The organism is Rhizobium sp. RHZ02 (assembly GCF_014851575.1).
In the GTDB taxonomy this organism is placed as follows: domain Bacteria; phylum Pseudomonadota; class Alphaproteobacteria; order Rhizobiales; family Rhizobiaceae; genus Rhizobium; species Rhizobium altiplani.
Genome location: NZ_JACUZX010000020.1, coordinates 23471 through 44177 on the forward strand (window position 1 = coordinate 23471; position 20707 = coordinate 44177).

The 20707-nt window shown below is 59.7% G+C and carries 15 protein-coding genes; 2 read left to right on the top strand and 13 right to left on the bottom strand.

Going from position 1 to position 20707, the window contains the following annotated elements:
- Entirely contained in the window at window positions 1–1809 is a 1809-nt protein-coding gene (locus IB244_RS22915; protein WP_192305797.1) for an ABC transporter ATP-binding protein, read from the bottom strand.
- Window positions 1810–2260: 451 nt separating this feature from the next.
- On the opposite strand from IB244_RS22915, the gene IB244_RS22920 reads away from it, so the two are divergent.
- Window positions 2261–3667: an FAD/NAD(P)-binding protein gene (locus IB244_RS22920; protein ID WP_192305703.1), complete on the top strand. Its 1407-nt coding sequence runs from the start codon at window positions 2261–2263 to the stop codon at window positions 3665–3667.
- Here IB244_RS22920 and IB244_RS22925 read toward each other — a convergent pair whose 3' ends face one another.
- From IB244_RS22925 to cyoA, 5 genes are read right to left on the bottom strand one after another with little or no spacing between them, the layout of a single operon-like run.
- Window positions 3668–4423, bottom strand: a complete 756-nt coding sequence (locus IB244_RS22925) for an SURF1 family protein (protein WP_192305705.1) — start codon at window positions 4421–4423, stop codon at window positions 3668–3670.
- Between the two features lie 47 nt (window positions 4424–4470).
- Complete coding sequence (gene cyoD / locus IB244_RS22930; RefSeq protein WP_025658240.1) at window positions 4471–4872, bottom strand: cytochrome o ubiquinol oxidase subunit IV; 402 nt, start codon at window positions 4870–4872, stop codon at window positions 4471–4473.
- Window positions 4869–5489, bottom strand: a complete 621-nt coding sequence (gene cyoC, locus IB244_RS22935) for a cytochrome o ubiquinol oxidase subunit III (protein WP_018856668.1) — start codon at window positions 5487–5489, stop codon at window positions 4869–4871. The genes cyoD and cyoC overlap by 4 nt, the downstream gene beginning before the upstream one ends.
- Before the next feature lie 4 nt (window positions 5490–5493).
- On the bottom strand, window positions 5494–7497 hold the full coding sequence (gene cyoB, locus IB244_RS22940) for a cytochrome o ubiquinol oxidase subunit I (RefSeq protein ID WP_192305707.1): 2004 nt from the start codon (window positions 7495–7497) through the stop codon (window positions 5494–5496).
- A 45-nt stretch (window positions 7498–7542) separates the two neighbouring features.
- Window positions 7543–8715, bottom strand: coding sequence for a ubiquinol oxidase subunit II (gene cyoA / locus IB244_RS22945; protein ID WP_192305709.1), 1173 nt, complete (start codon window positions 8713–8715; stop codon window positions 7543–7545).
- Between the two features lie 378 nt (window positions 8716–9093).
- On the opposite strand from cyoA, the gene IB244_RS22950 reads away from it, so the two are divergent.
- Entirely contained in the window at window positions 9094–10425 is a 1332-nt protein-coding gene (locus IB244_RS22950; protein ID WP_192305711.1) for an MFS transporter, read from the top strand.
- Between the two features lie 945 nt (window positions 10426–11370).
- Here IB244_RS22950 and IB244_RS22955 read toward each other — a convergent pair.
- From IB244_RS22955 to IB244_RS22985, 7 genes are all read right to left on the bottom strand, one after another.
- Window positions 11371–11841: a cyclic nucleotide-binding domain-containing protein gene (locus IB244_RS22955; protein ID WP_018856664.1), complete on the bottom strand. Its 471-nt coding sequence runs from the start codon at window positions 11839–11841 to the stop codon at window positions 11371–11373.
- A gap of 93 nt (window positions 11842–11934) precedes the next feature.
- Window positions 11935–14649, bottom strand: a complete 2715-nt coding sequence (locus IB244_RS22960; RefSeq protein WP_192305713.1) for an ABC transporter ATP-binding protein — start codon at window positions 14647–14649, stop codon at window positions 11935–11937.
- 195 nt (window positions 14650–14844) lie between these two features.
- A complete protein-coding gene (locus IB244_RS22965) occupies window positions 14845–15978 on the bottom strand; it encodes a glycosyltransferase family protein (RefSeq protein ID WP_192305715.1) in 1134 nt (377 codons plus the stop codon).
- A complete protein-coding gene (locus tag IB244_RS22970; RefSeq protein ID WP_192305717.1) occupies window positions 15975–17222 on the bottom strand; it encodes a glycosyltransferase in 1248 nt (415 codons plus the stop codon). The genes IB244_RS22965 and IB244_RS22970 overlap by 4 nt, the downstream gene beginning before the upstream one ends.
- 11 nt (window positions 17223–17233) lie before the next feature.
- On the bottom strand, window positions 17234–18442 hold the full coding sequence (locus IB244_RS22975; RefSeq protein WP_018856660.1) for a glycosyltransferase family protein: 1209 nt from the start codon (window positions 18440–18442) through the stop codon (window positions 17234–17236).
- A 90-nt stretch (window positions 18443–18532) separates the two neighbouring features.
- Window positions 18533–19705, bottom strand: coding sequence for an ABC transporter permease (locus IB244_RS22980; RefSeq protein ID WP_192305719.1), 1173 nt, complete (start codon window positions 19703–19705; stop codon window positions 18533–18535).
- A complete protein-coding gene (locus IB244_RS22985; protein ID WP_018856658.1) occupies window positions 19706–20704 on the bottom strand; it encodes an ABC transporter permease in 999 nt (332 codons plus the stop codon).
- Window positions 20705–20707 lie beyond the last annotated feature (3 nt).

Consider the following 20707-nt stretch of genomic DNA (forward strand, 5'->3'; position numbering starts at 1 on the left):
CTAGGCGCTAAGCGCCTCATCGCCCGGCCGTACCTGCAGATCGTAGAGCGCCTTGTAGCGCCCGCCCGCGGCCAGCAACTCCTCGTGCGTGCCGCGTTCGACGATTTCCCCGTTCTCGACGAACAGGATCTGATTGGCATGCATCAGCGAGCTCAGGCGATGCGCAACAATGATGGTCACGCGATCAGCCGCGTACTTGCGCATCGCTGAGCGAATGCGCTGTTCGGTGGCCGCATCAATTGCCGCCGTTGAATCATCGAAGACCATGACGGCGGGTTTCAACATCAGGGCACGGGCGATCGACAGGCGCTGGCGCTGTCCTCCCGAGAGCGACACACCGCGTTCTCCAACGACCGTGCCGTAGCCGGTCGGCAGGCCGAGCACGTAGTTGTGCAGTTGGGCACTTTCACTCGCGCGCTCGATTCGGCTTTCCTTCGCCCAGGGGTCGCCATAGGCGATGTTGTTTTCAATCGAGGTTGTGAACAGGAAGGAGTCCTGCTGGACAACGGCGATCGCACGGCGAAGCGACTGCAGCGTCGCCTTGCGGATATCCTGTCCATCAATGGTGATCTTGCCCCTGGTGACGTCGTAGAAGCGCGGGATCAGATGGGCAAGCGTCGACTTACCGCTACCGGGCGGCCCGACGATGCCGATCGTCTCGCCGCGCTTTGCCTCGAAGGAGACGTTGCTCAGGACCTCGTGCATCGGTGAGCTCGGATAGGCGAAGCTTACATTCTCGAAGCGCAGCGTCCCGTCGCTGAGCACCAGATCCCTGGCGTCAGGGGCATCCCGCACGGCAATTTCGAGGTCGAGCAGGTTGAACAGCCGGGTGCCGCAGGTGGAGGCGCGGGCGAAAGCGTTGACCATCAGGCCAAGCTGGCGGACAGGCATCTGCAGGATCGTCATGAAGGTCAGGAACGAAGTAAGCGTACCGACCGTCATCTCGCCAGCCATCACCTTGCCGCCGCCAACCCAGAGGACGAGGCCCATGGCAGCGAAGAAGGAGAAGGTCATGGCGCTGGTATTGATGACACGGATGCCGACGCGTTGATGGGCGAGCGTCAAGGCGTTCTTCGAGGCGCCCTCGAACTTCATCATCTCGTGCGCCTGGGCGGCAAAGGCCCTGACCACGCGGATGCCGCCGAGATTTTCCTCCATGATCCGGGTCAGCACCGACAGCCGTTCCTGCAGGTCGAGCCAGGTCGCGCGCAACCGCAACTGCGTGACCGAGGAGCGCCAGGCAACGAAAGGCACGAAGCTCAAGGCAAGCAAGCCGAGGACGACATCGGTGGAAAGCAGCATGTAGGCGCCGATACCGATCAGCATGGTCAACAGCACCATGCGCACCAGCGCCGTCGAGAAATACATGCGCACGCCTTCGAGGTCGAGCAGACCGACGGTGATCAGATCGCCAGAGTGGACGCTGTCATGAAAACTGAAGGAAAGGCGCTGGATTTTCTCGTAACAGGCAAGACGCAGCTCGTAGCCCATGTGGTGGCCGACGCTCTCGCTGTAGTAGTTCTGGATCATCGTGAAGATGCCACGAAGGACGCTGGCGCCGAGCAGCATCAGCGCCGTGGTCAGCAGCGCATCCTGTGCGATCTGTCCCGCCTGGCCGCCTTCCATCGCAACCTGCGTGTGGTCGACCGCCCGACCGAGCAGACGCGGGATCATGAGCTGGAAGGTTGAGGCGACAAGGGTTGCGCCGATGGCGAAACCGGATTGCCAGGGATGGCGGAACGCCATGACGGTGATGCGGACGAGCGTAAAGAGGCCCTTGCCCCAGCCTGCCGCAGTCGCCTTCGCCATCGAAGCGGATGGCTTCGTCGTGCGTGTTAAAGCATTGCTGCTCACGGTCATATTCCAAAACAGAGGTGTGGTCGGACGTTGGTCCGGAAAGACGTCGAATCCATGAAGGGATTGATTAGCACCCTTACTTTTGCCGATTCCTTTCGGCCCTTCAAGTCAAGAATTCACCAACTGGTTATTTTATCGTGAGTGCAACAAAGACTAGGAAGCACCATTTTGACCGCCCATGGCGTCTCGAAATGTCGAAACGGTTTCAGACACTTATCCGCTCCAGACGCTGGCACTCGGCACAAAGGCTTGCCTAAATCATCTTTTGGCGCTTTGATACACGACCAGTTTGATAGACTATAGGGCGGTTCAAAACCGCGTGAACCAGCTCAACGCGCGAGCGTTTTTTCCCGCGTTGAAACCAATCGAGACACGATGCGCAGACGGTCGCAAGGGAGTTGAGATGACGGTTCAAGGCCTGTTTTCTTCGAAGTCAGCGGCGGCAGCAAAGATCTCCGCCATGCCGCGTTTTGCCATTGTCGGCCGCGGCTTTTCCGGAATGATGATGGCGATCGCGCTGATGAAGACAGTGCGCCTGCCTTTTCATCTGCAACTCTTCGACCCCAACTCTTCGGTGAGCGGGGGGCAGGCACTCTCGTCGGCGCGGACCTCCACGATCCTGAATACGCGTGTTCGCGATCTTTCCGTCTCCGTGGGCGATACGGATGATTTCAACGACTGGCTTTGTAGCAACGCGGAGTTCCGCGCCGCCGTGCCTGCGGCGATCCCGGGATTTCGCCAGATCTTCGTGCCGAAAGACATTTTCAGCGACTACGTCTACCAGCGCTTCTCGGAAGCCTTGTCCGCCCGCAAGGACATTACGGTTCAGGTCTGCCATGAACCGGTTGTGGCGATCCGCAAGAGCCACGGCAACCGTTTCCTTCTCGAAAGCGCCAATCCAGCCAATCCCCTGTTCGACACCGTCATACTGGCCACTGGCTATGGTCTGCCTGAGACCGAGGAGACTGAGCAGGAGCCGTCGCAGGTGAGAGCCCAGCGCCTGGTTGCGCGCCCACACACGGTCCTTCTCGGCAGCGGCATCAGGGTTGTCGATCAACTCCTGCAATTGCGCGACGCCGGCTACGCGGGGCAGGTTACCATCCTTTCCCGACATGGCTTCCTGCCACAGAGCCATACGCCGAACTCCGCCGACCCGGTTTTTCCGGCCGACGCGCTGCCAACAAACCTCCCTGACATCCTGCGCTTCATCCGCACGGCCTGCCGCGAGGCAGAGGAAGAGGGCAGAAGCTGGCAATCCGTCATGAACGGGCTGCGCAAACACGCTCGCTCTCTGTGGCGCGCACTGCCAGCCCATCAGAAGCATCAGTTCAACCGGCACTTGCGGGCGATCTATGACAGCCACCGCAACCGCTTGCCCGAGGCCATCTACGCCCGTCTCCAAAGCGAGCTCGCCAGTGGCAATACCGTACTGCGTCGTGGCGTCGTGGGTCGGCAGGGCCTGAGCGGTCTCTTCTTCCGGCCCGCCGGCTCGCACGCCGACGAGATCGTTCATGCCGAGCGTATCCTGGATTGTCGCTGCCGCGCGCCGCAACTGACCTCGCCATTGCTGGCAAGCCTTGTGAGCGGAGGTTTGGCCCTCGCAGACGAATTGTCGCTCGGACTTGCCGTCAATCAGCGGGGACAGCCCTGTCTCGAGGATGGATCAACGGTCGATGGACTGTTTGCCGTCGGGCCCCTCGGCCTCGGCAGTCTGCCTGACATCGACCTCGTACCCGAGATCGTCAGCCAGGCCTATGCGGTCGGCGAACATATGGCTGAGCGCTTCTATCCCCGGAGCAAGGCCGTCTGATCAGGATCGACGCGCGCGAAACTCGCCGCGGACGACGAAAGCGAGCAGTCCAGCGGCCATGAGCGCAAGTGCAAACCAGGTGATCGCGTAAACCAGATGGTTGTTGGGGAAGGCGATCTGCGTCAGCCCACCGACCGGCAGGCCGCCTGGGTTTGTTGTCGCATCAGCATCGATAAAGTAGGGGGCGGGATCTGCCACGCCGCGACGATCGGCGATCGCGGCGACATCGCGTGAATACCAGCGATCATTGGCCGGATCATTGGACTTGACCAGCGTGCCTCCAGGCTCGGTAATCCGCAGCAGTCCGGTGATTTTCACCGGGGTTGCAATCTGCCCTTCGCTGCGTGTTGCCGGATCGCGCTTTTCCGTCGGGACGAAACCGCGGTTGATCAGGACCGAGGTGCTGTCGGCCAGCTTGAGGGGAGTGATCACCCAATAGCCGGGCCCGAGCGACGTCGACGCGTAGATCAGCGTTTCCTCGTCGTTTTGCAGGATCCCTTCGGCAGTCACATGGCGATATTCGTCATTGGCGCGGCTGACCTGTCCCCACTGCGCGCGCACTGGCGCGGGAACCGGCTCCGCATCGACGCGCTGATCGACGCGGGCAATCAGATCCTCTTTCCAGGAAAGCCGCTCGACCTGCCAGACACCAAGCGCAAGCAGTGCTGCAATCAGCACCAGCATGAGACAGGAGAATATCGCAAGCCCGGCGGCAGTATGCTGTCTTTGTGCTTTCTCGGAGGGGATGTCGGCCATTGCCAGAAAACCTTGGCGGGCGGCGTCACCACCGCCCGCTCTTGCCTTTAGGGCATATTCTTCATCATTTCCGGGCTCATCGGCATCATGTTCGTATTCAGATGATGCATGACCCAGAGCGAGCCGGCGAGCGCGATGGCGACGAGCAGAAGCGTGAAGATCAACGCCATCATCGTCCAGCCGCCTTCCGAGCGCGGGTTCATATGAAGGAAGAAGATCATATGAACGACGATCTGGACAGCGGCGAGCCCCATGACCCACGCGGCCGTTACCGAGGGATTTTCGAAGACGCCGGCCATGACCAGCCAGAACGGGATCGCTGTCAGGATTACCGACAGCACGAAGCCGATCATATAGCTTTTGAAGGTGCCGTGGGCGGCCACGTGTCCATGGCTGTGACCATGATGGGCTTCGTGAGCGTCCTCGGTTACTGGTGCGTTAGAGGTCATCCGAGGACTCCCATAAGGTAGACGAAGGAGAAAACGCCGATCCAGACGACGTCAAGAAAGTGCCAGAACATCGACAGGCACATCAGGCGGCGGCGGTTTTCCGGGATCAGGCCACGGATCGACACCTGCACCATCAGGGTGATCAGCCAGACGATACCAAAGGTGACGTGCAGACCATGTGTGCCGACCAGCGTGAAGAAGCCGGACAGGAAGGCACTGCGGGTTGGACCTGCGCCCTCGTGGATCAGGTGCGAGAACTCGTAGAGTTCAATCCCAAGGAAGGCCAGGCCGAAGAGGCCGGTAATGGCCAGCCAGAAGAGTGTGGCACCCTTCTCCTGCCGCTCCATCTGCAGCATCGCAAAACCGTAGGTGATGGAGGACAGAAGCAGCATCGAGGTGTTGATCGCCACCAGCGGCAGATCAAAGAGATCGGCCGGCGAGGGCCCGGCCGCAAAGTTGCGGCCGAGGACGGCGAAGGTTGCAAACAGCACCGCGAAGATGAGGCAGTCGCTCATCAGGTAGAGCCAGAAGCCCAGCATTGTGCTGCCTTCCGGATGGTGCTCTTCGGTGAGGTAGAATTCAGGCTTGTCTGCCTTGTCGATCACAGCATCGCTCATGGTCTTACACCTGCTCGGCAAGCAGCGCGGTACGCTTGCGTTCCGTTTCCGTGACTTCTTCGGCGGCGATATAGAAGTCGCGATTGTAGTTGAAGGTATGGCCGATCGCGACGGCGATCATGGCGACGAACGAAAGCACGACCAGCCACCACATGTACCAGATGAGGGCAAATGCCAGCACGACGCTGATCGCGCCGAGGATGACACCGGTTCCGGTGTTCTTCGGCATGTGGATCGGCTTGAAGCCTTCCAGCGGACGGGCATAGCCGCGCGCCTTCATGTCGTACCAGGAATCGTGGTCATGGACGACGGGGGTGAAGGCGAAGTTGTAGTCCGGCGGCGGCGACGAGGTCGACCATTCCAGCGTGCGGCCATCCCAGGGATCACCGGTCGTATCCCGCAACTCCTCGCGCTTGAAGAAGCTGACGACGAGCTGGATGATGAAGCTGGCGATACCGATCGCGATCAGGACGGCGCCGAAGGCGGCAAGGATGAACCAGATCTGCAGCGACGGATCTTCGAACTGCGACACGCGGCGCGTGACGCCCATGAGGCCGAGCACGTAGAGCGGCATGAAGGCGAAGTAGAAGCCGATCAGCCAGAACCAGAAGGACATCTTGCCCCAGAACGGATCGAGCTTGTAGCCGAAAGCCTTCGGGAACCAATAGGTGACGCCAGCCATCAGGCCGAACACCACGCCGCCGATGATGACGTTGTGGAAGTGGGCGATCAGGAAGAGCGAGTTGTGCAGCACGAAGTCGGCGGGCGGAACGGCGAGCAGAACGCCGGTCATGCCACCGATGACGAAGGTCACCATGAAGCCGAGCGTCCACAGCATCGGCACTTCGTAGCGAATGCGTCCCCTGTACATCGTGAACAGCCAGTTGAACATCTTCGCCCCTGTCGGGATCGAGATGATCATCGTGGTGATGCCGAAGAAGGAGTTGACGCTGGCACCCGAACCCATCGTGAAGAAGTGGTGCAGCCAGACGAGGTAGGACAGGATCATGATCACGCAGGTGGCGTAGACCATCGAGGCGTAGCCGAAGAGACGCTTGCCGCAGAAGGTGGCAACGACTTCCGAGAAGATGCCGAATGCCGGCAGCACAAGGATGTAGACCTCCGGGTGACCCCAGATCCAGATGAGGTTGACATACATCATCGGATTGCCGCCGAGGTCATTCGTGAAGAAGTTCGTGCCGGCGTAACGGTCGAGCGACAGCAGCGCCAGCGTCGCCGTCAGGATCGGGAAAGTCGCGACGATCAGGATGTTGGTGCAGAGCGCGGTCCAGGTGAAGACCGGCATCTTCATGAAGCTCATGCCGGGTGCGCGCATCTTCACGATCGTCGCGATCAGGTTGATGCCCGAAAGCGTCGTGCCGACACCGGCCACCTGCAGACCCCAGATGTAATAGTCGACACCGACGCCCGGGCTGTAGGCGGCTCCCGACAGCGGCGGATACGCAAGCCAGCCGGTCTGGGCGAATTCGCCGACGAAGAGCGAGATCATGATGATGATCGCACCGGCGGTCGTCATCCAGAACGAGAAATTGTTCAGGAACGGGAAGGAAACGTCGCGGGCGCCGATCTGCAGCGGCACGACGAGGTTCATCAGGCCCGTGACGAACGGCATGGCCATGAAGAAGATCATGATGACGCCATGGGCCGTGAAGACCTGGTCGTAGTGATGCGGCGGCAGGTAGCCGGCGGATCCGTTGAACGCGATTGCCTGTTGCAGACGCATCATGATCGCGTCGGAAAAGCCGCGCAGCAGCATGATGAGCGCCAGGATGACGTACATGATGCCGATCTTCTTGTGATCGACGCTCGTCAGCCAGTCGCGCCAGAGATAACCCCAAAGCTTGAAATAGGTAACAACACCCAGAAGCGCGATGCCGCCAAGTGCGACTGCCGCAAAGGTCACGACCAGGATCGGCTCGTGATAGGGGATCGATTCTAGGGTCAACCGACCGAAGATGAACTTCAGGAGGTCAGGATTGGAAAACATGGATGAACCCGTTCATTGATGTCGTATCGACGCAAAGCGCCAGGTCTAATTGCTGTTTGATTGCGCAGGCGCCGGGTCGCTGCCGGTGCCGTGGTCCATGCCGGGCATCGTGTGCCCGTCATGCTGCATTCCTGGCATCTGCGTGCCGCCAGACTGGCCGGCGCCGTTTTGAGCGTCTGCCGGCTTGGTTTCGCTGGCATCGGGGCTTTCGCCCGCAGGCGTTTCGTGACCGCCACCGGCCTGATCGGAGTGGCGGTTGTCGTAGAGCAGCTTCTCGCGATTTTCGGCGCTTTCCTTGCCGCCGCCACCCATCCGGTCGATGTGCATCATTTCGTTCATGCACATCTGACCGGGGGCCGCGCACATGTTGAGGATCGCGTTGAAGAGATCCTTGTCGACGGTCGAGAAGTAACGCACCGGCTCCCTCTCACTCGGCCGTTCGAGCTTGAGATAGGTATCCCTATTGAGCGCAGTTCCCTTTTCCCTCACCTGCGCAACCCATTGGTCGAAGCCCTGCTGGTTTACGCCATGGAACTTGAAGCGCATGTGGGAGAAACCCGCGCCGCTATAGTTGGCCGAAAAGCCGTCGAAGATGCCTTCCTGGTTGATGACGGCATGAAGCCTGGTCTCCATGCCGGGCATTGCATAGATCTGGCCCGCAAGCGCAGGCACGTAGAAGGAATTCATGACCGACGAGGAGGTGATCCTGAAGCTGATCGGAACATCGACTGGCGCTGCCATTTCATTGACGGTCGCAATCCCGAGTTCGGGATAGAAGAACAGCCATTTCCAGTCGAGTGCGACGACTTCGACGGTCAGCGGCTTGGTATTGGCCGGGATGGCGCGCTCGGCATCAATCCGATCGAGCGGACGAAATGGGTCGAGCTTGTGCGTGCTGATCCAGGTGATGGCCCCGAGCGCGATGATGATGGCCAGCGGTGCTGACCAGATGACCACTTCGAGACGGGTGGAATGGTGCCATTCCGGATCATAGGTGGCAGCCGTATTGGAACGGCGATAACGCCAGGCAAACAGCAGCGTCAGGAAGATCACCGGAACGATGATCAGCAGCATCAAAACCGTCGACACGATAATCAGGTCGCGTTGCTGCATGGCGATATCGCCCGAAGGCGACATGACCACCAAATTGCATCCCGCCAGCGTCAGAAGCAGGGGCAGAATGAGGAGATGGCGGGAAAACTTTGGCAGTTTTTGCACGTCTCTATGCTCTTGTTGTTTCGTCCAGACCGCGACTAAAGCACCGTACCTGATAGCAACATGAGGTGTTTGGTCGCAGTGCAGCAGAAATGCCGCACTGCGGGATAAGGCACGTGGCGCAGGATGTCAAAATCCTGATGAAAATTCGAAGGATTTTTGCGCACAATCCATTTTGAAGGGCTAATATATCCGCACACGCCGATCATGCCAGTCTTTTGCAGGCTGATTTCGCGGCATGACCGTGATTTTTCATCCACATCTGATTTTCAAGCCGGATGATGAACTATTTGCGTCGATCGGACTTGATAAGCGCAGTGGTTTGATCAAGATCGCTAGTGAGGCGCTTTGCCACAGGTGCCTCAACGAGGGAGGCATTTAATGGCAGGTACAACACACTACGGACCATCGTCCACATCGATGGAGCAGGACGCGCGGCGAATTCATGCCGACAAGCCGATATCAGCCGGCAGTATCGCGATGGGCGTCGTCATCGGGCGCGCGTCCGAATTTTTCGATTTCTTCGTCTATGGCCTGGCATCCGTGCTGGTCTTCCCTCAGCTTGTCTTTCCTTTCGCGCCCGATCGCCTGACGGCAACGCTTTATTCCTTTGCGATCTTTTCGCTCGCATTTCTGGCGCGCCCGGTGGGATCGCTCGTGTTCATGACCATCGACCGCTTCTATGGCCGCGGCGCCAAGCTGACCATTGCATTGTTCCTGCTTGGGGGCTCGACGGCTTCGATCGCTTTCCTGCCAGGCTACAGCGAGATTGGAGCCTGGTCGATCGCGTTGCTTGCCCTGTTCCGGCTCGGCCAGGGCTTTGCGCTCGGCGGCGCATGGGACGGCCTGGCGTCGCTGCTGGCACTCAACGCGCCGCCAAACCACCGCGGCTGGTATGCGATGATCCCGCAGATCGGTGCCCCGATCGGCTTTGCGCTGGCAAGCGCGCTTTTCGGCTATTTCATCGCCAATCTGTCCAGTGAGGACTTCCTGAGCTGGGGGTGGCGCTATCCGTTCTTTGTCGCCTTTGCGATCAACGTGGTTGCGCTGTTTGCGCGTTTGCGTCTGGTCATGACGCCCGAATTCGGCTCGGCACTGGAACAGCACGAGCTCGAGGCGGCACCGATCCGCGACGTGGTGCGCGTCCATGGTCGCGACATCCTGCTCGGCGCCTTCGTGCCGCTCGCGAGCTTCGCGATGTTCCACCTCGTGACGATCTTCCCGCTGGGCTGGGTGTATCTTTACGGAACCCAGCCGATCGGCGGTTTCATGGTCGTGCAGATCATTGGCGCCGTGGTCGGTCTCGTCGCCATCGTCGTCTCCGGCATGATCGCAGACCTCATCGGCAGGCGTGCCCAGCTTGCGATCTGTGCCGTGCTGATTGCGATCTTCAGCTTTGTCGGTCCGCTCCTGATGGCAGCCGGCTCCGGGGGACAGAGTGCATTCGTGATCATTGGCTTCGGCGTCCTCGGACTGTCCTTTGGCCAGGCGACCGGCTCGATTTCGTCGCGGTTCGGCAGAGGTTATCGCTATACCGGTGCGGCCTTTACCTCCGACCTTGCCTGGCTCGTCGGCGCCGGCTTTGCCCCGCTCGTCGCGCTGACCCTGTCCAGCCACTTTGGTCTGCCTTTCGTTGGCTACTACCTGCTGTCTGGCGCGGTCTGTACGCTTGCGGCATTGGCCTTCAGCAGGGCGCTCGAACAGCGCGAGTAGAGAAGATCCTGATCAATCCGGTTCTAACCTGCAGCTCTGAAGTAGGTTGTGCGTTCTGCAGACGTGAGCGGGGATCGCGCCAACCGCGTTCCCTAACCACCTACCCTGCGCTCCGCCCGGCCCGCGACATGGCTTTCAATTTCGCGAACAGGCTTTCGATGGCATTGCGGTCGGGCCAGTAAGGCAGCAGAAAATATGAGTGATCCCAGCGTGCGCGATAGCCTCGCGCACATCAGCTGTTTTGCGGACGACAGGTTGTCCATAACGACAACCTCGCCAATTCGAGGATTGCCGTCACCACTTGTTCGACATTCAAGCAGGAAGATCCTGCCGTTCATCGCTTCATCCTGAAAAAACGGCGCGGTCCTGCCGGTAAGGCGCAAGGGTCGGAACGTCGTTAATTCCCAACCTCCCTGCAGCACGCAAGCGAGACACCCGCTCCCCTCGAGGCACGCGTCCCGCGCAAGCGGTCAATCAGGGCTCTGGCGGTAACATGCTCGCTCATGCGACCATCTCTGACGCAGGGTCCGGCCAATTTAAAGTGAACGCCCGTCCAATCTAAAATCAAAGCGCGTCCGTTCTAAACACGGGCGGCCTTTCGCACCCGTCGAAGTCCTGGATCCCGCCTATTGCATCGGCTTGCGGAATACGAAGGGCGGAGGATGATATTGGCGAGCGTTGACCACGATGTGCTGATCGCGACCCCGATCGGCCGAAGCTGAGAGCGATCCGCGACCAGCTCGTTGCTGCGCTGGTTTACGGGGTTCGTTCGCTGTGCCGCGAACGCGCCCAGCAGCCTCTGGACACCTGCAGAATGCGCAAACTGCGAGGGGCTGCAGATATGACCCCGGATTGAACAGGATCTGTTCCAAAGTCACGAAAAACAGCAAAGGCCTGCCTCAGGTTTCTGTAGGCAGGCCTTTGCATTCAGAGACGATGAAATCGCTACATCGCGGCTACCTGCGGCTGCTTCGCCGCGCGCGCTGCGGTCAATTCCGCTGTTGTATGGTTCAGACGGTCTGCCAACACGCGCATGATCTCGACGGCCATTTCGGGGAAATCACTGAGCAATTTCAAAAAGTGTTCCTTGCTGATGCGCAGCACTTCCAGGGGCGAGGTGGCGCGAATCGTCGCGGTGCGCGAGACGTCGCACAATATGGCGATTTCACCGACGATGGAGTTGGGCTCCACATCGGCGACCTTGATGTCGCCTGCAGGTGAGTGGACAAGAATGTCGGCCGTTCCGGACAGGACGACATAGGCTGCATCCCCCGGATCTCCCTGATGGAAGAGGTCCTGCCCGACGTTGTATGTCATGCGATCGGAAGTGAAGGCCAACAATTTGAGTTTTGCAGGTGCAATTCGCGAGAAAATCGGCACCCGCCGCAGCATTTCAACTTCGTCTCTCAACAACATATACGTACTACCCCCGTCACGCTTTCCGGTGCGCGACGCTTGACCGTGGCACCTCGCAAGGAGGCACCATCTTTATTGTCCCTCTTTAGGATATTACGATAACAGTTCCTTGAACATACCGTTTTGTTCGGAAAGCTCCGGAAAGTTGCCTGCCTCGGCCAGCGCACCGCGGTCAAACAGCAGGATTCGATCAAATATTTCCGCAAGTTTTGCGTTCGAAAGCACCCAGATGATGGCCGGCTGTTCGCCCTCCTTGTGCAGTCCGTCGACCACATTTCGGGTAATCTGATCCTGAACACGCTGGTCGAGCGCGGATAACGGCCGGTTGAAGACAAAATAGTCAGATCGTTTGAGAAGCGCACGGGCAAGGTTCAGCTTCTGCCGTTGCGCCATCGTCAGGCGCTTGCCGCCAGAACCGACATCAAACTCAAGCCCAATCGACAAGACGTCGTCGAAGAGTTCGAGAGAGTCGAAGAGTTCGCCCATGATGGCCCGGATGCGGTCGGACGCGTCAGCCTGCTGATAGGCGATGCGCCCGAACAGGACGTTGTCCATCAGGCTTGCCGAGGAGATGAAGTCCTCCGGATCATACCGCTCGATGACGGCGGAAAGATCATCCGGAATATTCTCATGGAACTGTTTGCGGGCGCTGACGATCTTGGCCATCAGCGCGTCGGTCAGAAGACCGAAACGGTGCCGCGGCTCGATATAGGCAAAGCTGAGACGGATGATTGCGGAGCGTTCTTCGGGCGTTGCATCATCAAACCGTCGGCTCTGCAATTTCTGCAGCAGCGCCTGATAGGTCGGGATATCGTCAGCCGTCATGAAGGTCAGCTGCTGGAAGAACGGGTGATCCGGCGGCAGATCATGGAAGAGTTCAACGGCATTCTCCGCAATCTCCAGACCCATGGCGTAGAGATCGTCGCTGAGGCCGGTGTCGCGGAAGAGCGCCTGGAAATAGGGGTGAGCCGCCAGCCGGCGATTGTTCATCATCGGCCGTTTCATCGAGCCGAAGAGCAAATTCTCGCCGACGGTGGCTTGCGGATTGAACGCATCGAAATCGAACGGCACGACGATATTGCCGAGCTCCGACTCCTGCATGCGCTTGCGAAGTGCCGTACGCAGATCGACGATATGTCCGGCAAGCGTCACATGCACGCTCGTGTTGACGGTCGATCGAAGCGCCAGGTCGAGAATGTCCTGTGAAATGAGGACCGCATCGAGCACAGGACGGATTGCCGTCAGGATGTCCTCGGGACCGGTTGCGCCGGCGGCCTGGTAGTCCACCCAGTCGCTGTTGATATCCATTGTCGGGTTGCCGGCCTTGACGGCCTCCTCGGCATGCCACTTGGCTTCAAGAGCCTCCTTGCCGTCGTACTGCGGGTCGCGCATCGGGGCATGCTTCAAGCCGTAAAGAAGATTGTCCCTAAGCGTCCCGTGGAAGAAGTAGGCGTCAGCGGAGGCGTAGGACATGCGCCGGCCGGTAATGGATTCAGGCAGATCGAGAAGGTCATGGCCATCGATCGTCACGCGGCCGGAATCCGGCCACACAAGCCGGCCGAGGGCTTCCGCGAAGGCTTCGGCACCACTCGAGTTCGGGCCGACAACCGCGACCGTTTCGTTGGGTTTGATTTCGACCGAGACGTGGTCGACCAGCCGCGCGCCACTGTCGTCACTCACAGTGAGATTTGTGACCACGAGCGGAGCCGTCAGGGCGCCGATCGTTTCTGACGAGATATCCTGTATCTTGCCGTCGATCAGCGGCTCGACATTGAACTGCTCGTAGACCTGTTGATACTTGACCTGCACATCCTGGCGCATCTGATCCCAGTCGATCAGTTCCTTGAGCGGCCCCGGCAGATCCTTGTAGGCGCTGATGACCGCAACGAGCTGACCGATGTCCAGTCGGCCCTGCAGCGCGAGATAGCCGCCGATTGCGTAAAACAGGAATGGAGTGACCTGGGCCAGGAAGTTGTTCAGGAACTTGACCAGGAACTTCCACTGGTAGAGGTCATAACGGATCGAGAAGATCAGCCCGAGCCTGGTGGCGATGTCGGCGCGCTCGAAATTCGATGTGTCGTTGCCGTGAATCGTGCCGATGCCGTCGACGATTTCGCCGACACGTCCGGACAGCTCGCGGGCTGTCAGCTGACGCTGGCGGCCAAGCTCGAGCAGGCGCTTTCTCATGCGCGGGATCACCACCGCCTGCACGCCGACGATCGCCGCGGCAATCATCCCGAGCCAGAAATTCTGCACGATGATGAAGGCGAGCGCCGTCAGCGCCTGACCGCCGAGCAAGGCAGGCGAAACGAAGGCATCCCCCGTGAAGCCGCCCATCGGTTCGACTTCATCCTTGATCATCGTCGCGATCTCGGCCGACTTGACGCGCTTGAAATGCGACGGCGGGAAGCGGAGTACCCGGTCGATCAACTCGAAACGGATGCGGCGCAGCATGCGCTCGCCAAGCCGTCCCTTGTAGGTGTTGATGTAGAATTTGAAGAGGCCGTTCAAGACGACCAGCGCGAGGAAGACGAGGCTGAGCCCCATCAGCATTTGCAGCCGATCAAGCTGGAGGCCCTTGAAGAACTCTACCTCGCCGATGAACGGAAAGGTGTAGGACAACCGCATGAACGTTTGCGTTGCGCCTTCGCCCTCGAAGCCCGAGCCCTGAATCGGTCCGTTGACGATCTGCTTCGGCAGGTCGAAGGACAGAAAATAGGGGATCATCGAGACTGCAACGACTGTCAAAATCCAGAGCTGCTGCAGCCGCGTGTTCGACCAGATGTAACGCGCGAGGCTTTTTTCCATTGCTAACCGTCAGTTGCCTGGGAAATCTGGGGGCAGTTAACCTGCGGCGAAGCCAAAGGGAATGCCGAAAACAGGATCATGCAACCGGACCGCCGTATCTCATAACGAAAACAAGGCGCATCGGATTTCCATCGTCATGCCGATTCTCGCCGGGACGTTGTTTATATCACATCATTTTTGCAAAGTGCGAGGCTTTCACCCAATCATGGACCGAATGATTGATGCCGTTTTGCCGGCCCCCCCGAGATCAAGCAATGCCGAGGCTGCCCGCGGTTTTGCGAGCGCCGCGCTGACCGCATTGGCAACGATCTCGAACGTCAGACCGGCCTCCGGCAGGATCTCGGCGAGCCCGAGTGTCCTCAACCGTTCCGCGCGGACCGTTTGTTCCGTCTCTCCACCGGCAACGAAGGGAATGAGGATCATCCGGCAGTCGGTCTGAAGCAGATCGCCAACGGTGTTATAGCCCGCCTGCGAGATGGAAACCCGCGCGCCGCGAAGCAGCGATGGGAAATCCTTTCGAAACCGGGTCAGCGTCACGTTCGAGGGCGTTGCCTTCGAAAGGCTGGCGAAGTCCGCCTCGGGAAGGTTCGGCCCGCTGATCAGCAGCCACCGCAGGTTCGCCGGCAACATCGCGGCCGCGCCATTGGCCGCACGAAGCAGGTCGAGGCCGACGGCTCCGCCACCAGCGGATGCAACAATGTCGAAGGTCTCTTCAGGATCAGCCGCCCGCGCGGCGGCCACCAAGCCGGTATAGAGGAGCTTGGAGGCAATTTCGGCCGTCAGCGGAAAGGTATCTTCCAGGCGAACGAAGCTCGGATCCCCGTGCACCAGGACGCCGTCGAAATGATCTCTGACCAGCGCCACGGTCTCCTCGTCGCGCCCGGGTTTCCGGTTCTGCTGGAGGATATCGCGCACCGAGCTGAAAAGCTTCGGCCGTGGATGCGCTTCCTCGATTGCATCAAGAAGCGGGAGCAGCTCGAACCGCATCTGCCGGCGGCCAAAAGGAAACGCTTCGATGATGACGACGTCGGGCGCTGTATCATGGAAGGCCGCGAGCAGCAGATCCCGGCGTTTGCGCAGGAACGCCTCGTCGGCGGCAACACCATTGCTGTCCGCAAGTCCGGAAAAGCCGGCATTGCTTGCCACGACCGCTGGAAGAGCCACCGTCCTGATGCCGTCTCCCGGGAAACCCGGAACCGGCAGCCCACCGGTCACGACAGTGACGTCGAACCCGTCGCTGACAAGCGCGCTCGCGATGCGGCTTGCCCGGGCAATATGCCCGATGCCAAGCAAATGCTGGACATAGAAAAAGACCCGGGGCGCGTTCATGAGGCTTTCTGCCATTCCTGTTCAAACAGATGGCCGAGCTCGGTGATGCTCACCTCGTGGTCAAAATGCTCGCGCACGCGTCTTTCGGCCGCATCTCCCAGCCGCGACCGTGAGGCAGGATCGCGGATCAGTGTCTCGAGTGCCGCCGCAAACGCCGCAGGATCCTCGGGTGGCACGAGCCTGCCGTTTTCACCGTCGACAAGAAGCTCCGGCACGCCGGATACCGACGTCGAGATACAAGGCAGGCGCTGGCTCGATGCCTCCACCAAGACATTCGGCAAACCATCGCGATCGCCATTGGATGCAATCCGGCAGGCCAGTGCGAAAACATCGGCCTGGCGGTAGTGATCGAGCACGTCCTCCTGTGCGAGTGCGCCCTTCCAGCTGATCCGATCCGTCAGATTGAGATCCGCAGCAAGTGCCTTCAGCTTCGGCAGCTTGTCGCCGCCGCCGATGTGCTCGAAACGCCAGTGCACGTCGCCGGGCAGCAGTGCGAGTGCCTTGAGCAACGTCTCGTAGCCCTTCTTCTCGACGGCACGGCCAACACTGAGAATAAAGACAGGGTCCGCCGGATTGCTGCCGTCGCGCTGCGATCGCTGGCCGCCGAAATGCCCGAAACGCGCCAAATCGAGGCCGTGATAGCTCAGATGTACGGCGTCCTTGCGGGGGGTCAAGGTGCGCATGTGCTCATAGCCGCTTCGTGTGCAGGTCACCGTCCAGCGGGCGCTGCCAAGCTTCTCATGCAACTCCCAGTCCGGCGATGTCCAGATGTCCTTGGCATGGGCCGAACAGGTCCAGGGCACACCGGTGAGGATGCTCGCATATTCGGTCACGGAGGCAGGGGTATGGATGAAATGTGCGTGCAGCCACTCACCGCTATCCGGCCATTCGCGTGCGAGCACCATCGCCTGTCCAAGCCGCCTGAAGCGGTTGCGAGAAATGTCACGTGGGAGGTCCTTGAGGAAGCGCTGCCAGAGAGCCTTGATCCCGGGCCGCAGGAAGCTCGCAAACAGCCCCTTCAGCACGCGGATCGGCTCTTCGTGAAGATACTCGGGCAGATAGACGACGCGTGCCCTGATCTCGTCATGCACGGGATGCCGCTTCTTGTCGGTTGGCCGGCGCATCGAGATCAAGGTCAGGTCAAACCCCGCCTTCTCCAGGCCGAGCAGTTCCTGGGCGATAAAGGTCTCCGAAAGGCGCGGGTAGCCTTTCAGCACAACGAGAATCTTACGACGCTTCGACAAGATCTTGTTCTTCACTCGGCCCCGACGACGGACAGATGCGGGCCCCGGCCATCCAGCCAATGTCCGACCGTCTGCGAAATGTGATCGAGGCCCTGCAACTGCAAGGTACAGCCACTCTTGGACGGCGGCGCGCGTTCGGGAAGCCGTTTCAGGGCCTCGGACATCACCTTGGGATCTGCCGACTGGTCCGGCAGCAGCATGTCGATCAGTCCGAGTTCGCTCGCTCGCCTGGCGCGCAGCAGCTGCTCTTCGCGTGGTTTCACCCTGGGAACAATGAGTGCAGGCTTGTCGAATGAAAGGATCTCGCAATAGGTGTTATAGCCACCCATGGCCACAACGCCGGTGGCCCCCACGATCAGCTCTTCCATATTATTGTCGAACTCGATCACCTCTATGTAGGGAATGCGGGACCCTTTGGCCACCAGCTTGGAGCGCTCGGCAGCCGGCATATAGGGGCCGAGCACGACAAGCGCCTTTTGCTGCAGGGAAGGGTCTTGCTCATAGGCGTTCATGACATCGTGGACGAGATCGGACCCATCGCCGCCACCGCCGGTCGTGACCAGAATGTAATTGTCCGAGCGCGCATTGATCGAGGTCTTGCTCGTGGAAACACTGCGCTGCAGAAATCCGACGAAATCCATCTTTCTGCGCACACTTGCCGGAACGTCAAGGCCGATCAGCGGATCGTAGAAATCAGGCGGTCCATAGACCCAGATGGAATCGTAATACTGGTCGATCTTCTGCATGATGCCGTTCCGCTTCCATTCGGCATCAAGCAGGTGGGGGGCATCCATGATCTCGCGCAGGCCAAGCACCAGAACGGTGCCCTGCGCCTTCAGATAGGCCAGCGTCTCCTCGACTTCGCCCTTCAGTCCCATCGGTTCCTTGTCGACGATGAAAATGTCGGGCTGGAAGGTTTCGGCGGTGTGTCGAATACTCGACTCACGCATCTTCAGCGTTTCATGCAGATCGATATGGCTCGCCATCGACGTATATTCGCCGTTGCGAAGCTTGATGACACTCGGGATCTTCACGAAGTCGACGCGCGCCCGGTAATCGAACGCGCCGGCAATCGTGGCTCCGGAGATGATCAGAATATTAAGCCCGCGATAATCCTCGACCAGAGCATGCGCGATCGCGCGGCAGCGGCGCAAATGGCCGAGCCCGAACGTGTCGTGGCTGTACATGAGGATACGGGCATCTTCCAGGCGCCGTGCCATGGGCAATCCTTCTGCGCTGTGGATCATACGAGCACCGCCGGTTTTTTGCTGGCCGTCAAAAGACAAAGCAGTGCTCCGCCGGGCTGGCCGCTATTTGTAGGGATCTGCCGCATCGCGCAAGCCGTCTCCCAGAAAGTTGAACGCCAAAATCACCAGAACGACAGGTATAATCGGAAAAAGCAACCATGGATAGAAAGCGATGACGCTTACGCTCTTTGCTTCTGTCAGCAGAATGCCCCAGCTGGTGATCGGCGGGCGCAGACCGAGGCCAAGGAAGCTGAGCGCCGTCTCGCCGAGAATCATGCCGGGAATCGAGATCGTGGCAGAGGCGATCAGGTGGGACATGAAGCCTGGAACAAGATGCCGGCCGATGATGCGCGGCGTGCTGGCGCCCATCAGCTGGGCAGCCTGGACATAATCCTCTTCACGCAGGGCCAAGAGCTTCGAGCGCACGGCTCGCGCAAGACCAGTCCAGTCGATGATACCGAGGATGACCGTGATCCCGAAATAGATGACGATGGGGCTCCACGTGACAGGCATGATCGCAGCCAGCGCCATCCAGAGCGGAAGGCTTGGCAGCGACTGAAGAACTTCGATGACGCGCTGGACGATCAGATCGAAGACGCCGCCCCAATAGCCTGCCAATCCGCCGATGACGATCCCGAGGCAGAAGCTGATGGCGATACCGATCAGGCCGATCGTCAGCGAAATGCGGGCGCCGTAGAGAATGCGCGACAGCACATCACGGCCGAGGCGGTCAGTGCCAAGCAGGAACATCTGCCCGCCGACTGCCGGACAAACCAGGTGAAGATCCGATTTGACCAGTCCCCAGAACTTGTAGGAATCGCCGCGGCAGAAGAAGCGGATCGGGTGCACCTCATCCGGCTTGTCCGAGTAAAGCCGATGGAGGGTGTCGAGATCGAGCGACATGGAGCGCCCGTAGACGAAGGGGCCGACGAATTTGCCATCGTGGAAGAAGTGCACGCGCTGTGGCGGGGAATGGATGAAGTCCACATTCTTGGTATGCAGCCCATAGGGCGCAATGAACTCGACGATGATAATCATGGAGTAGAGCGCAAGCAGAAAAATGCCGGAGGCAAGTGCCAGCCGGTGCTGCTTGAACTTCCACCACATCAACTGCTTCTGCGAGGCAAGGTGGATGCGCGATTGCGCAGCCGTCATCCCCTCGGTCGCCATGGGATCGAAGGGTGCGGTCGAAACATAATGCGGCATTGGCGCGCCGGGCGGTGGCAAGGGCGACATCTATTTGGTGCTCCTGCCTTGCAGGCGGATACGCGGATCGAGAAAGCCAAGTGCGATATCGGAGACGAGCACCCCGATGACGTTGAGGAAGGCGAGGAACATCAGGAACGAACCCGCAAGATACATGTCCTGGCTCTGCAGGGCCTTGATGAGCATGGGGCCTGTCGTCTCGAGCGACAGCACGATGGCGACGATTTCCGCCCCTGAGATGATCGAAGGCAGGATCGATCCGATATCGGCAACGAAGAAGTTGAGAGCCATGCGCAGCGGATACTTCACGAGCGCGCGAAGCGGGTGAAGCCCCTTGGCACGGGCGGTGACGACGTATTGTTTCTGCATCTCGTCGAGCAGATTGGCGCGAAGCCGCCGGATCATGCCGGCCGTCCCCGCAGTGCCGACGATAATGACCGGAATCCACAGATGCGAGAGAATGGACCGCGCCTTTTCCCAGCTCATCGGTTCGTTGAGGAACCTTTGGTCCATCAAGTGGCCGATCGAGACGCCGAACCAGATGTTGGCGAAGTACATCAGGATCAGAGCCAGCATGAAGTTCGGGATGGCGATGCCGAGCAATCCGAGAAAGGTCAGCCCGTAGTCGCCCCAACTATACTGATGGGTCGCCGAATAGATCCCGATCGGAAAGGCGATCAACCACGTCAGCAGGATCGTGGTAAAGGAAACGAGCATCGTCAGCCAGAGGCGATCACCGACGACTTCCGAGACCGGCAACTGGTATTCGAACGAATAGCCGAAGTCCCCGTGCAGCATGCCGCCGACCCAGAAGAAGTAGCGGACGATCTCGGGCCTGTCGAAACCGTATTGTATCCTGAGTTCTTCGATTTCCTGCAGGTTGGCGCTCTCGCCCTGCGCCCGCAGTTCGGCGATCTGGCTTTCGAAAAAGTCGCCCGGCGGAAGTTCGATGATGGTGAAGACCAGCGCCGAGATGATGAACAGTGTCGGCACCATCGCAGCAATGCGCCAGAGGATGTATTTCAGCATCCC